Raw genomic sequence first — 12,247 nt, forward strand, 5'->3', positions numbered from 1 at the left:
AGGAGGAGACTTAAATGAACAGCGAACAGATCACAGCTTTTTTACAGGCACACTGGGAGTGGGTGACTTTGATCATGGGCATTGTGTCCGTGGCTGGCTCAATTCTGAATTGGAACTGGATGTGCGACCCTACCGGCAAGCCGGATTCCCACCGCTATGGACGCGGCTCCCGGCGGGTGATCTTCTTCCTGCTGGGGATCGTGCTGATCGTCACCAGCATCATGTCCTGGGTACTGTAAAGGGGACAACAAAATGTCATTCAAATTTACATTCCGGGAGATCACCCCGGAAGATACGGAAATTTTGCGTATGCTCAAACTGCGGAATGCAAAGCCGGAGAAGCATGTTTGCTGCGAGATCCTTAGAGGCGACGGTATCACCATGAAGACATGGTACAGCAAGGCGGATGTAGCCCTCTGGGGAGAGGACTACATCAAGGCCAATTCCAAAATGAAATATATAGACGGCGACTGGACGGTCAGTTTAGATATGGAGCCGTGGAACCGCACACACGGCGTATCTTCGAAAGAAGTCACATCCCAGCCCTCTCCCTGTTATCCCACCTGGCTCACCGGCCATGTGAAGGAGTGGGCGCAGAAACGCCTGCCCACCGTGACATTGTGTTCTACCACTGGCAATGAACTGCTGGAGGTTTGGTACTACGGTGACCTGTTGACCTTAAACGAAGAACCACAGCCATATATTGTTCCCAGTTATTTCGCTCCCGAACTTGTGACAGCTCGTGACCCGGAGAGTGGCGAGGAGTTCGTCATCTTTGACGCTGGACGGCATGGCTACGACAATATGTTCTGCGATGAACATGATCCATCCGAGCTGGAACACCGCTCCCTCAAGCGGTATGAGATCCCCGCCTCCAAGCTGGTGCTGGAGCTGGGGTACAGCGTGGACTACGAGGACGAAAAAGAAGACTTCGAACCGGATGAGGCGGATACTGTGGAACTGATCAACGGCGAGCGTATGCCTTGGGAACAGGTCAAGCGGGACGGCATCGACTATATCGCCCTTTACTATGTGAACGAGAAAGGAAAACCAGTCCAGATATTGGACGCAGAGCTGGCGTAAGTACAGCTATTCTATCCTTTGCTAATCCGAGGAGGTGTCCCATGACCCAAGAAGAACAGATCCGCCTCTATCGGCTGATGGAAAAGCTCAACTGTTTTTCCATCAAGAGATGCACTACCTGGATCGGGAAACGGCGGAAAAGACTGCGCGGGAGTGTTACCCGGAGATTCGGGATTTTACATACGACATTTTATGGAACGACCTGCCCAAAGAGGTCCAGGAACAGTTCATGGATGAGGAGGAATGCTTATGAGTACGCTGATTTGCTCTTTTGATGGCCTGCACGACAACAGAGTCCTGCGCTACTGCGCTGACTTTGAAGCCCACACCCTGCACATGGATACCCAGACCGAGTCCGGAGAGAAAGTATCCGTTCACTTCACCGGCCTGCTGGCCCACTGGTTTGAGAATGTGATCCAGGACAACATCCTCTTCGGCATGGACGAGATCACCGTGGACGGGTTTTTCCAGCAGTACAAAGACCTGCTGGGCGGGACCATCTCTTACGGCTTTCCCGCCTGCTGCAGCATCGAGGAACTCCGGAAGCGCATGGAACGGGAGCACATCCGGGTATTTGTCATCGACTCTTCCCTTGGGCTGTGCGGATTTGTACTGGCTCAGGAGGTGGAACTGCAATGTCCATAACTGCCTATAAAGTGGAAGCCGTCGGGCATGACCGAACCGGCGAAGACTATGGCTATGTAAATATCATGTACCGCTATGGCAACAAGAAGTTCTGTCCCCGGCCGGATCAGTGCGAGAAAATGGAGGTCATGTGGGCGGACGAGAGCGTCTATGGGCCGCCTGCTCCTGGCAGCAAGGTGGGCGACTTTATACAGACATGGCTGATGGGCTCCTGGGACTGCGGAGTATTTACCCACCGGGAGATCGCCCAGCGGCTCATGGATACCTTCACCGGTCTGAAGATCAAGGAACTGGCGTGGTTTGAGAACCCCAGAGAAAAGACTCTGAAAAATGGTAAACCGCGTGCGCGCCGGGCCAAGTGGCTGCCTGACCGGGAGGTGGATCTGGTCTACCTCTATTCCGACCGCTATCTTGACGCAAGAGAACCTGTTTCTGCCCAAACTGACTTCTTCACCGTTACAAGGATGGATGCCTGGGGCGTAAGTACCTGGTTCATGTGTACCCCAGAAGCCGCCGGGAAGCTGATCGCCATGAATTACGACAATCTGGTCGTCAAGGAGACCACCATTGTTGGATAGGAGGAAATGAATGATGACTTTGGAACAACTGCCTCCCAAGGGCGTAAAGCGAGAACAGGCCATTTTGGAGCTGGGCAAGGATGAAGCAAACGGCGAACTGCTTCTCCAGCTTGTGAATACAGAAAAGGGCAAGTGCAAAACGGCTGCTCAGAAGGCCTTGGCACAGCTGGAGTATGCCCCTGCTGCCCCGCTGTGGGCCAAGCTGGTCAAGGGCAAATGGATGGGCAGCAATATCATGTCGGATGCCTGTTCCGACTGTGTATCGGAGCAGATTGCCCCGGTTATTCTGAAGACTCTCTCCCAGCTGCTGGACGAGGGGGACACAAAGCCGCTGGAAATCGAACAGCTGAACTTCTGTTTCCATTTGATGCTGGGGAAAGCCTCGCCCAAAATGCTGGAGGTCTACCGTTTTCTTGCGGAAAACACCCAGCGGATCGCCCAGCTGAAACGCGCGCCTGTTTATCCTGATGATGATTGCACCTCCTGGTGGATTACAGACGGACTTCGGATTTGGGATGCCACACCCAAGGAAAAGGAGAAAATTCCCGCTGTGGTGCTGACCGCATCCCTGATCCGCAACCCGGATGAGCGGTTGCAAGCATTGGCCGATGAACTGAATGAATGCTATGGTGGCAGCTGGATGATCCCAGTCTTTATGAAGGCAATCATCACCCAGCCCAAGGAGCAGGTGTACGAGACCTATTCGCCCCTTCTGGATACGCCGCAAAATGGCTATTTGTACCATGCGCTGGGAATGCTCCATTACCGCTGTTATCCGGAAGGCTGGACCTATGAACGCCTGGGCCCGGATGGAATGATCGCTCTGATTTTTTGGGGTTATTATAGCTATGGAATCTATGACACAAGGTTTATGATTGAACGCTATGTGGATCTGGATGAGCGGTGGCTCTTTGATCTGGCCAAGGACCCGGAGGGCCGCAAACCTACGGTGACATGGCAGACCTACAACCGGGGCGGTGTGCTGTATGGAAGCTATGACGAAATGTTCATCAGCCTGCTGCCCCTCAAGGTGGAGAACCCGGAACTGAAGCGCGTTCTGCGGGAATACTTCCGTATTCGCAGCGAAAAAGTGAAAGTGGAAGAAAGTATTACTGTTTACAAAGATGCTGCTGAGCGGTTTGGCGATTAAGCGAGAATAGAGGGACTGGCCAAAGGAGTGATACAGCATGATTGGGACAGATGAAAACCGGGCGGTGCTCCATGTGGAGGTCATCTTCTGGGGCGGCAAGAGAAAGGCTCCCCCCAGCCTGGTCAGTGGAAAGTATAGTCCCCATTTTGTTGTCACAGGAACCAATGAATATCTGGGTGTGTGCTTCCTGGATGGAACGGAGCGTTGTGCATTTGATGAAACGGCTTTGGGTAATGTTCAGCCCCTCTACCCGGACACTGTGGACTACGGCCCGCTGGAAAACAATGCGGAATTTTTGATCTATGAGGGAGCCAATGTCGTTGGTAAGGGCCGGGTGCTGGGCCGGACGATACCATATAAAGTAAAGCCACAACGAAAGTAGGTGCCTTATGTACCAAATTGCATATATTGGCCGCTGGGAGACCCTCCCGGAAACGGCTGCCGCCATCTGTGACCATGACACTCCCAAGTTGGAGGCGTTGCTCCAAGGCGGGCTGGATTTGGGTGCTCCTATCCAGCTCAGCGAATACATCAAGCTGATGCCATTGGAAATCGCAGTTTTTCAAAACGATGTGCCCATGATCCACTTCCTGCTGGAGCATGGAGCTGATCCCGGTCTGGCAGAGGAACAGTCCCTGCTGCTCACCGCCGCCCGCTGTTGTGGGCCGGAGGTGGTGGCGCTCTTTGCTGGACAGGCCGCAAAACTCAGCCCGAAGCAGAAAGAGCGGGCCTTCCAGGAAGTACGCTGGGGCAAGCGCCCGGAGAATATCCCGGTGCTGGAGCAAGCCGGGATCACAGTGGACAAGTTTGGCGGCGAAGCGTTTCGGGCGGCGGTGTCCGATGGACAGGCCGAGCTTGCCAAACTGCTGCTGGAAAAAGGGGCGGATATCAATTACCACAAGCCGGACATGGTGTTCCCTTACGCTTCTACCCCTGTCACCGAGGCCGCCCGCTCCAACAATTTCCCCATGGTGCGCTGGCTGGTGGAACAGGGAGCGGACATCACCCTTGTTGACAAATACAGCGACCGTCCCTACAGTGTGGCGGTGCAGAACAAGAATCAGGAGCTGGCCGACTACCTGAAAGCCCTGGAACCGGAGGAATGGCACAACGAGCAGGAGAAGCTCCGGCAGCTTATGCCCTACAAGCTGCCTGCCAAGCTGGTGGAATACTTGAAGACCGGCCCTCTGCGGCTGGAGTTCCCGGATCAGGAATGGGTGAAGTGGGCGGAGCTCTACTCCTTCATGGATGTGCAGGAGATGACCTGGAAACGGAAGAAGCTACTCTCCCTGATGGTGCAGATGGACAACTACAGCGACTATCTGCTGCTGTGGAGCCCCAGGGACAAAAAGCTGTGGTATCTGGACATCGAGCATGAGGAATTCCACCCTCTGGCCAAATGGGATGACTTCATCGCAGATCCCGGCCGGTATCTGAACGGGATGATCGAGGGTGAGTTTGAGGAGTAAAGCCATGACATCAATAGACTTTCTGAACAAGGTACATAAAAACCTGGACTCGCAGGAATACAGCCTCTCTTATTCTCCAGCCAAGTCCAAAAACTTCATGCTGTACTGCAACGGCAACTTTATCGGCGGCCTGTTCGATGAGGAACTGTGCTTCGTCTACGCCGACAGTGTGAGTGAACTCCTGGGGCAGCCGGAACCCGTCTACCGCGGCTACTCCAGCACCGCCCAGCACAGGATGCTGGTGATTCCGGAGGAACACTGGGAGAGGGCACTGAAACTTCTCTATGCCGAGAAATTTGATTGGAGCCGTTTGGTGTACGACATCACATACACCAGCATTGGCGCGGCTGTGGTGGAGGACTTCTACGACGAGAATGTGGTATTCCTGCGCTTCTGCTTTGAAAAGGAGCTGCTGAAAAAGGACCCTCTGGACCGGCAGGGCCGTATCCTGCGGATGGTCTATCTCAATCAGGACCTAACAAAAGCGGGCAAATATCTGTTCCCCAGACTAATGCAGAAGTTCCTCGTTTTTACAGATCGCAAAGGAAAAACCACTCTGGAAACCATGCTGAATCGGTGGTACATCGCGCTGGAGAAGGAGTACCGCAATCATATAGAGGGATGAGGAGAATGATCTATGTTTGAAGAATTCTATGAGATGTACGAGCCCGAGGAGCAGGAAGTGGTCGCTCTGATCAATCGCTGCATCGGGGGCGGATATAACAACAAGGGTGGCTTTTGGCAAATGACCGTCGTGACGCTGGGCATGGTGTTCTGTGACACCGGCAAGGTCACCACCAAAGAGGAGCGGCTGGAGTGGCCAGTCACCGACGAGGAACGAAACAGTGACAAGGGCTGGGGACGCTTTCAAAGCGAGCAGATCTGCCGCCTGAAGATCCGCCGGATGAAAGAGGAATGGGCGCAAAATCTGATGGTACGGCCCTGCTGTATCTCCCAGGTGGTCAAGGCCCACGAGGATTGCCCGGAACTTCAGGCCATTCTGGACGAGTACCACAAGCCGGTGGTGATCCAGGATGCGGTGCTGGGAGAACTGACACTGGACAAGGACCATGATGTCTTTGAGGGTGAGATCCAGTGGTGCGGAAAGGCTGTGCTCCTTTCCCTTGAGGTCAATGCCGAGAGCAAGCCATCCTGGACTCGCGCCCGCAGTGCCGCCAAAAAGCTGCTGGCCGACTGTGAAACCTGGGACAAGGCCATGCGAGAGCTTGCAGCCAAGGAACTGACCGGGCTGGCCAACAACTGGCTTTCCCAGGATGAGGAAAATCCCCGTAACCCGGAAACCGACCCCATCTCAGAGGAAGAACTGGCCCGGCGGATCAGCATGACGAGCCTGTCCGTCACCTCCGGTGGCAGCTTCACGGCCTGGTTTGACTGCGACGAGATGTTCACCGACCATGCGGTGACGGTCTACGGCTCCTTGAAAAAGGGTCTCAAAACTGCCAACATTGAGGGGTAAGGAGGATAATATTATGAAACTGAACTGTAAACGCATTGATTTTACATATACACCCGGCGAGGAAATCTTCAGCTTTCCCGATGAATCGGGACTGCCCTTTCTTTTCGATGTAGAGGAAGAACTGACGGCTGATCCTGCCGCTATGGATGCGGTGGGAGAAATGCTGGATGAGGCGGAGAAATTGGCAGAAAAGGCCAAAACTGCCATCAAAGCGGCGCTGGCGGACGAGGACAGCCGCTACCATAGCGTTGTGACATTTTTCATGGAGTTCCACCGAGACGATGTAGGCCCGGATATTGCGGCGGAACTCTTTCCGGGAACCGACCCAGCCAAGCTGTCCTTTGCCGAGATGGTGGACTTTTTGCGGCTCAAGCGGTTTGGCAGCCTGGTGGATAGCGAGATGAACCAGCAAGTTTTCATTCTGGATCTGTCCTTCAACCCGGAGATCACCGATGAGCTGATGGTGATCTACTTTGATTTGAAGAAGGAGATTTTTTGTATTACTCATGAGAGCTGAGGAAAGAGCGTTACCTATGGAAAAAACGACCGCTGTTAATACCTGTTTAGGTGTTTTGAAGGGACGGGACTGCATCTATCTGGATCAGGTGAAACAGGATGATCTGAACAATCTGACCTTTATGGGGGACATCAATGGCCATCTGATTTCCCAGCACAGGGACGAAAAAGACTGGTTTCCCTACACGCTTACCTTCCGGCGAGTACTGGCCTATTTTGCCTGTGAATTGGACACCTATGAAAATCTGGCTGGGACGGGGCGTCTGGATGGCAGTTCTTTTGACTTGATCGAGGATAGCACCTGGCTAAAGTCCTTGCCAGTGCGGGAGGATTTTAATAAAAACATCTATCGGCACTATCGGCTGTTTACATACGATGATGTTTACAACATCATTGCGGTTTCCTATGAGTTTGCGGCAGAGTTGTAAATGCCTGAAACATGAACCATCATTGGAAGGATTAAGCCAGGAAGGAGATGCGGCGATGAAACAGAATAGCAATTGGCCACAATATCTGCCCACGCTTCTGATCCAGCAGATCCGCCTGCAATGGTATAAAGACTGTCGGGGCGGAAACGCCGCCGCACAACGGAACCAGTATCCCAAAGCCATGCGGCTGCCGAAAGACTTCTTCTCTTATTATTCCTTTGGCCTGCCTACACACTGTGTATCTATCTTACAGAGGCCCGATGGATTTCAGATCGATAAGGACTGTCGCAGGCTGATGGAATGGAAACCTAATGGCACAATGCGGCTTCATCCTTTTGAACTGATTCAGCAGGAGTCCGGAATCCAGATGCGTTACCGCTATGATTGGCATATTGGTGCGATGCCGGAGCGATATACCTACGATAAGACCAGGCAAAAACAGCCCCTCAATGAGCTGGCACTGGATTTGATTCCTGGTGATTATGGTCGGGCTGTCTGCAATGGGAGGTTCCGAGACTGGGACACCGGGATCTGGTATTATGTGCTGGACATTTTGAATGTGATGCCGCTTACGGAGCCCACCGACTCATTGACCAGTTTTATGGACAGAGAACCGAATAAGATATATACCCAGATCGACCGGCTGTGGTGACGAAAAACAGGAGGATACTACCATGATCAAAGAACGCATCCCTATCTCTGGCGACCTGGGCAGCAAGGTCAAGCAGCTGATGGAGTACGCCGGATGGCAGGAAGGCCGCAGTGTGGATATTTCCATTGCGGAGCGGTATTACGCCGATCATGGCGTCCCGATGATGAAGACCACCCAGCGGTTTTATCGCAAATATTTCGGACTGTGCTGCGAGTGGTACTTGGCGCAGAAAAAGCTGAAATGGGCGGCTGACTTTGAGTTTGCTCTGTTCCCTTACCTGGTCAACGGGATCAAAAACCATTTGGAAGAAGCCTATTTCCGGGATATGTCCGGCTGTGAGCTGGCGGAAGTCGAACAGGCTGCCGGTCAGAAGTGCCAGCCCATCGGTCACATCGGCTACTACTACCCGGCAGAGGTCTGGATCTCGGAGTACGGGAAACTGTATGCGAAATATGAGTATCAGGACGAGATCGAGTGCTTCCCCGATGTGTTTGCCCTGATCGAACGGGAACTGCGGCAGTGCAACTTTGATTCCGCTGCCATGAAAACTGTGGAGGCACTGGACGGAAAACGATGAAACAGGACTTTACGATTTGGCGCAATCAAATATTGCAGAATCCGCGGGACATTTCACCGCTGAAATTCGGAATATCGCAGGATGCGGTCATAGAAATCTTCGGGAATCCCGATGCCGTTTCCACCATGAGAAGCGACGGGAAACCTTTGATCCTCAAATACCATGACATTGAACTGCATTTCGATAGAAAGGCCCCTCATGGGCTCTACTTAATTTACAGCGACGATGAGATCGAGTTGAGCATCACAGCCGAGCACGAAGAAACGCTGCAACCAATCACCAACACAGAGCCGGTGGACAACGAATTTTTTCTTCGGGATGGAGCGGTCTATTTCTCCGGCCTATATGAAAACGGTCTGCTCAAAGGTGTTGCGCCCAAAGACTTCTGCTGCTGGCGTTACTGGGGCAAATCCTCTACGGCCTGCTTTCTCGGCGGGATTCGCCTGCGTGGAGCAGACCCGGCATCGTTTCGGGTGTTAAACTATGCCTACGCGATGGACAAAACAGCCGTCTACACCACCAGCAGGAGAATCCCAGATGCAGAGCTGGCAGCCTTCCAGGTGTTGGACAACGGCCAGAACGATTCGGGTGCGCCCCAGGGATATGCAAAGGACAGCCGGCAGGTCTACTTCCACAACGGGGACGGCAAGGTGAAGATCATCAAGGGCGCGGAAGTTTCCTCTTTCCGCTCGTTGGGCGACACCTATTTTGCCAGAGATGAGAAACGGATCTATGCCTACGGCAAACAGCTTCCCAAGGCAGAGCTGACTTCCTGGGAACTGCTTGGGCACTGGTATTCCCGCGATGCTAAGCGGGTGTATTACCTCAACCGGGAGATTAAGGGGGCGGATTGGGACAGTTTTACGGTATGCACCCCGCTGGACGCGCCTCCACTTGCCGATCATCTGGCCCGCGACAAAGACCATTTTTACCAAAATGATGAGATGATTGAAGAACCGCTGTGGCGGGAAAGGCTTCAAGCAATACAGGAAAAATGAAAGGAGCAATCTCTATGAAAGCATTTGACCCCAATTATAAACTGCTGGACGAGATGTATCAAGACGATTACTATCCTGCCTTTCTGGTGGACAAGGTAAAGGACGAACTTCAGAAGGTCATCGACCTGCTGGAAAGCGGCGAAACCGACACCGAAGTGGTGCAGGAGACACTGGACGAGGCGGTCTGCGGCATCAATGATCTCCAAGAGGAGTTTGACGAGAACGACAGCGAGATCGAAACTGTGGCGCGGGACTGCATCGGTGTAACCGTGGACTACATTTTGAAATGGTTTGGTATTCCCATTGATATGGAGGAGGCCATCCGGGAAAGGGATTGGTGAACCTCATGGCAGAAAAAGAGCTGGCCGTCTGTGATGAGTGCGGCAGCCTGTTTTTCAAAGGCTCCTCACAGATGATGGGACTGTGCCCGGAATGTGCTCATGTTCTCTATGGCTACCCAAATTGTCCCCATCGTTTCCTGAATGGCCGGTGTGTGAACTGCTACTGGGACGGCTCAAAGAGCGAGTACATCAAGCATTTGGAAAAAGATTGCGTCAAAAAGGATCGGTGAAAGCGATGGCGATTGAAGATATGTTCGGGGATCTGCACAAGATTGACATTCTGGCGGAAAAACCCGAAACAAAGCAAGTTTTGATGGTCCTCGTCTGCAACGGTTTCATTGACGGCTCCCCGGAAACACAGAAGGCCCTGTTGGATAAGATGGAGGGCTACCTGAACCACACCCAGAGCGAGGAATTTCAAAAGGAATATGGGGACTGGTTCGTAATTTTGCGGGTGACCCTTGACCGGGAGCCAGATGAGCGCATCCTGGCCCTGCTCAGCAAGTGCCCTGTTTGGGCGGAGGACTACGGCGTAAAGCTGGAAATTGAAATTGGAGGAAAACCGGTCCGCATTGTAGAGAGCTGACCGATGCTTAAACCGAATCAACAGGAGGAAACTACCATGCCGACTGCCGAGTGGCTGAACAAATACGAATCCATCAAGGACAAACTGGCCTGCAAAACAGACCTGGACGCTCATTTCACAGAGAAAGTGATTGGGAACATGGGCGTGGATGTGCTGGACATCGGCGCCGTCCATTTTCCCACAGGAATGATCTTTGCCTGCGATCCTCTGGTGGAGCTGGAGGATACACCGCCCTTTATACAGACGATCCCCGCCGGGACTTATCCCGTAAAGATCTGCGTGGTGCCCAGTGAGAAATATGGCGACCGTTACGCCTGTGTCAAGGTAGAGGTCAGCGGGGAAAAGCCTGTCCGCTATGAACTGGGCATGACCGGCAAAGAGGATTTGGACGAGGAACTGGGCGAGGACGATTATTTTGGCTTTGGCGTAGACGCCGGGATGGGCTGCGTTGCGGACATCCAGACCCAGGCGGCCTTCAAGACATACTGGGCCAAGCAGCTGGAGGAAGACCCGGACATCGACCCCTACAACGACCTGTTCTGCGATCTTCTTGAGGAAAACGCCAAAGCCCACCCCAAATATCAAGGGAACTATGGCGACTGGCTCAACTGGACGGTGCCGGACACAGACTGCAATCTGCCCATCTTCGCCTCCGGCTGGGGGGACGGCTACTATCCTGTCTACTTCGGCTATGACGCAAAGGGCGAAGTCTGTGCTGTGTATGTGCGCTTCATCGACATTGAAGCCAGTTACAAGGAGCAGGTGTAAGGAGGGAAACAGTGATGGAATGGCCGAAACGGGCGCGGACGGCGAACTGGGAGAGCGGTGTCCTGACCTTAGACGGCGAAAAGCAATTTGAAATCCCGGAGTTGACCGCAGAGATCATGGAGCAGCTGGCCGCTTACGCCCTGGTGGGCTTTCATGTGAAAGGCTATCCGGTGACGGATGAACTGCTTGCCCCCTTTGCCGGACATAAAAGCATGGCCAACTTCGGCGTGGAGGACGGTGCGCTCACCGACGCCTGTTTCCCTGTTTTTTCCGCTATGCCCAAGCTACGCTATCTGCTGCTGGACGGCAATGCCGCCATCCATGGCAGCGGCCTGTCCGCCCTGCAAGGCTGCAAGCTGGACCTTATCACTCTCAACCGCACCGGGCTGGATGATGCCGGTCTACTCCAGGCGGCCTCCATTCCCAAACTCTCCCACATTCAGATCGACCATACCGTCGTTACCTATGAGGGCCTGCTGGCCATCGCCGGCAACAGCCGCATCGAGCCGGTGGCCCATGTGCAATTCACCAAGGAGCAGATGGAACACTTCTCCCAGCTGCAGCGGGAAAAGGCCAAAATGCCCACCAAGCTGGACGAACAGGCGGCAGCAGAATGCCGCAGAGTGCTGTCCGCCTTCTTTGCCGAGATGACAGAATGGGAGCAGTACATGGAGCAGGCCGGGTTTGAGGATGCCGAGGCTGTGCCCCGCCTGATGGCGATCTGGGAAAAGTATGTGAGCGAAAAGCCCCGTCCGGGCTACCGGCCTCTGGGCCTCTCATACAGTGCTCAGGGCACCTACAACGGGGAAGAATTCCTTGACGCGGAGCAGATCACCAAGAACAAGCACTACATCTACACCAGAGAGAAAAACACCGGCTTTGACCGCCGTTTCCTCATGAAGCGTGTGGGCGAGGGCTGGAGGATCGACGGGGTTCAGGAGCGGCTGGACGGCTGGCAGCGCACGGGATTGTGAGGCAT

General features: G+C 53.6%; 19 protein-coding genes. All 19 read left to right on the top strand.

The annotated features are described in order from the left end of the window. Window positions 1-14: 14 nt before the first annotated feature. On the top strand, window positions 15-239 hold the full coding sequence (locus NE547_RS03245; protein ID WP_195446563.1) for an Imm17 family immunity protein: 225 nt from the start codon (window positions 15-17) through the stop codon (window positions 237-239). Between the two features lie 13 nt (window positions 240-252). Next, window positions 253-1,083, top strand: coding sequence for a hypothetical protein (locus NE547_RS03250; RefSeq protein WP_256174727.1), 831 nt, complete (start codon window positions 253-255; stop codon window positions 1,081-1,083). A gap of 249 nt (window positions 1,084-1,332) precedes the next feature. After that, entirely contained in the window at window positions 1,333-1,728 is a 396-nt protein-coding gene (locus tag NE547_RS03255) for a hypothetical protein (protein WP_256174728.1), read from the top strand. Further along, window positions 1,719-2,306, top strand: coding sequence for a hypothetical protein (locus NE547_RS03260; protein WP_256174729.1), 588 nt, complete (start codon window positions 1,719-1,721; stop codon window positions 2,304-2,306). Before NE547_RS03255 ends, NE547_RS03260 begins: the two co-directional genes overlap by 10 nt. A gap of 10 nt (window positions 2,307-2,316) precedes the next feature. Next, a complete protein-coding gene (locus NE547_RS03265; RefSeq protein ID WP_256174730.1) occupies window positions 2,317-3,456 on the top strand; it encodes a hypothetical protein in 1,140 nt (379 codons plus the stop codon). Between the two features lie 37 nt (window positions 3,457-3,493). Next, on the top strand, window positions 3,494-3,838 hold the full coding sequence (locus tag NE547_RS03270; protein WP_256174731.1) for a hypothetical protein: 345 nt from the start codon (window positions 3,494-3,496) through the stop codon (window positions 3,836-3,838). Window positions 3,839-3,845: 7 nt separating this feature from the next. Next, window positions 3,846-4,925, top strand: a complete 1,080-nt coding sequence (locus tag NE547_RS03275; protein WP_256174732.1) for an ankyrin repeat domain-containing protein — start codon at window positions 3,846-3,848, stop codon at window positions 4,923-4,925. Window positions 4,926-4,929: 4 nt separating this feature from the next. Then, window positions 4,930-5,550 carry a hypothetical protein gene (locus NE547_RS03280; protein ID WP_256174733.1) on the top strand — a complete coding sequence of 207 codons (621 nt, stop codon included), beginning with the start codon at window positions 4,930-4,932 and terminating at the stop codon, window positions 5,548-5,550. Between the two features lie 12 nt (window positions 5,551-5,562). After that, complete coding sequence (locus NE547_RS03285; protein ID WP_256174734.1) at window positions 5,563-6,402, top strand: DUF2262 domain-containing protein; 840 nt, start codon at window positions 5,563-5,565, stop codon at window positions 6,400-6,402. Between the two features lie 13 nt (window positions 6,403-6,415). Beyond that, a complete protein-coding gene (locus tag NE547_RS03290) occupies window positions 6,416-6,919 on the top strand; it encodes a DUF2004 domain-containing protein (protein WP_040343324.1) in 504 nt (167 codons plus the stop codon). Between the two features lie 16 nt (window positions 6,920-6,935). Continuing rightward, a complete protein-coding gene (locus NE547_RS03295) occupies window positions 6,936-7,346 on the top strand; it encodes a hypothetical protein (protein WP_155817720.1) in 411 nt (136 codons plus the stop codon). A gap of 55 nt (window positions 7,347-7,401) precedes the next feature. Next, window positions 7,402-7,998, top strand: a complete 597-nt coding sequence (locus NE547_RS03300) for a hypothetical protein (RefSeq protein WP_256174735.1) — start codon at window positions 7,402-7,404, stop codon at window positions 7,996-7,998. A 22-nt stretch (window positions 7,999-8,020) separates the two neighbouring features. Further along, window positions 8,021-8,575, top strand: coding sequence for an SUKH-3 domain-containing protein (locus NE547_RS03305; RefSeq protein ID WP_256174736.1), 555 nt, complete (start codon window positions 8,021-8,023; stop codon window positions 8,573-8,575). Next, the gene (locus tag NE547_RS03310) at window positions 8,572-9,573 is read left to right on the top strand and encodes a DKNYY domain-containing protein (RefSeq protein ID WP_256174737.1); all 1,002 of its coding nucleotides are present in this window, start codon (window positions 8,572-8,574) and stop codon (window positions 9,571-9,573) included. Before NE547_RS03305 ends, NE547_RS03310 begins: the two co-directional genes overlap by 4 nt. A gap of 14 nt (window positions 9,574-9,587) precedes the next feature. Continuing rightward, window positions 9,588-9,914 (top strand): DUF5713 family protein, encoded by a 327-nt coding sequence (locus tag NE547_RS03315; RefSeq protein ID WP_256174738.1) that lies wholly within the window; start codon window positions 9,588-9,590, stop codon window positions 9,912-9,914. Between the two features lie 5 nt (window positions 9,915-9,919). Further along, on the top strand, window positions 9,920-10,144 hold the full coding sequence (locus NE547_RS03320) for a hypothetical protein (protein WP_256174739.1): 225 nt from the start codon (window positions 9,920-9,922) through the stop codon (window positions 10,142-10,144). A 5-nt stretch (window positions 10,145-10,149) separates the two neighbouring features. After that, complete coding sequence (locus NE547_RS03325) at window positions 10,150-10,500, top strand: hypothetical protein (RefSeq protein ID WP_256174740.1); 351 nt, start codon at window positions 10,150-10,152, stop codon at window positions 10,498-10,500. Window positions 10,501-10,503: 3 nt separating this feature from the next. After that, a complete protein-coding gene (locus NE547_RS03330; RefSeq protein ID WP_256174741.1) occupies window positions 10,504-11,268 on the top strand; it encodes a DUF4241 domain-containing protein in 765 nt (254 codons plus the stop codon). 14 nt (window positions 11,269-11,282) lie between these two features. Then, window positions 11,283-12,242, top strand: a complete 960-nt coding sequence (locus NE547_RS03335) for an NTF2 fold immunity protein (protein ID WP_256174742.1) — start codon at window positions 11,283-11,285, stop codon at window positions 12,240-12,242. Window positions 12,243-12,247: the final 5 nt, after the last annotated feature.

The organism is Flavonifractor sp. DFI.6.63 (genome assembly GCF_024462255.1).
GTDB classification, from domain to species: Bacteria; Bacillota; Clostridia; order Oscillospirales; family Oscillospiraceae; genus Lawsonibacter_A; species Lawsonibacter_A hominis.

Excerpts from the sequence above, each read along its gene's own strand:
- NE547_RS03245 (WP_195446563.1), top strand. The coding sequence starts at position 15 with ATGAACAGCGAACAGATCACAGCTTTTTTACAGGCACACTGGGAGTGG.
- NE547_RS03250 (WP_256174727.1), top strand. The coding sequence starts at position 253 with ATGTCATTCAAATTTACATTCCGGGAGATCACCCCGGAAGATACGGAA.
- NE547_RS03255 (WP_256174728.1), top strand. The coding sequence starts at position 1,333 with ATGAGTACGCTGATTTGCTCTTTTGATGGCCTGCACGACAACAGAGTC.
- NE547_RS03260 (WP_256174729.1), top strand. The coding sequence starts at position 1,719 with ATGTCCATAACTGCCTATAAAGTGGAAGCCGTCGGGCATGACCGAACC.
- NE547_RS03265 (WP_256174730.1), top strand. The coding sequence starts at position 2,317 with ATGATGACTTTGGAACAACTGCCTCCCAAGGGCGTAAAGCGAGAACAG.
- NE547_RS03270 (WP_256174731.1), top strand. The coding sequence starts at position 3,494 with ATGATTGGGACAGATGAAAACCGGGCGGTGCTCCATGTGGAGGTCATC.
- NE547_RS03275 (WP_256174732.1), top strand. The coding sequence starts at position 3,846 with ATGTACCAAATTGCATATATTGGCCGCTGGGAGACCCTCCCGGAAACG.
- NE547_RS03280 (WP_256174733.1), top strand. The coding sequence starts at position 4,930 with ATGACATCAATAGACTTTCTGAACAAGGTACATAAAAACCTGGACTCG.
- NE547_RS03285 (WP_256174734.1), top strand. The coding sequence starts at position 5,563 with ATGTTTGAAGAATTCTATGAGATGTACGAGCCCGAGGAGCAGGAAGTG.
- NE547_RS03290 (WP_040343324.1), top strand. The coding sequence starts at position 6,416 with ATGAAACTGAACTGTAAACGCATTGATTTTACATATACACCCGGCGAG.
- NE547_RS03295 (WP_155817720.1), top strand. The coding sequence starts at position 6,936 with ATGGAAAAAACGACCGCTGTTAATACCTGTTTAGGTGTTTTGAAGGGA.
- NE547_RS03300 (WP_256174735.1), top strand. The coding sequence starts at position 7,402 with ATGAAACAGAATAGCAATTGGCCACAATATCTGCCCACGCTTCTGATC.
- NE547_RS03305 (WP_256174736.1), top strand. The coding sequence starts at position 8,021 with ATGATCAAAGAACGCATCCCTATCTCTGGCGACCTGGGCAGCAAGGTC.
- NE547_RS03310 (WP_256174737.1), top strand. The coding sequence starts at position 8,572 with ATGAAACAGGACTTTACGATTTGGCGCAATCAAATATTGCAGAATCCG.
- NE547_RS03315 (WP_256174738.1), top strand. The coding sequence starts at position 9,588 with ATGAAAGCATTTGACCCCAATTATAAACTGCTGGACGAGATGTATCAA.
- NE547_RS03320 (WP_256174739.1), top strand. The coding sequence starts at position 9,920 with ATGGCAGAAAAAGAGCTGGCCGTCTGTGATGAGTGCGGCAGCCTGTTT.
- NE547_RS03325 (WP_256174740.1), top strand. The coding sequence starts at position 10,150 with ATGGCGATTGAAGATATGTTCGGGGATCTGCACAAGATTGACATTCTG.
- NE547_RS03330 (WP_256174741.1), top strand. The coding sequence starts at position 10,504 with ATGCTTAAACCGAATCAACAGGAGGAAACTACCATGCCGACTGCCGAG.
- NE547_RS03335 (WP_256174742.1), top strand. The coding sequence starts at position 11,283 with ATGGAATGGCCGAAACGGGCGCGGACGGCGAACTGGGAGAGCGGTGTC.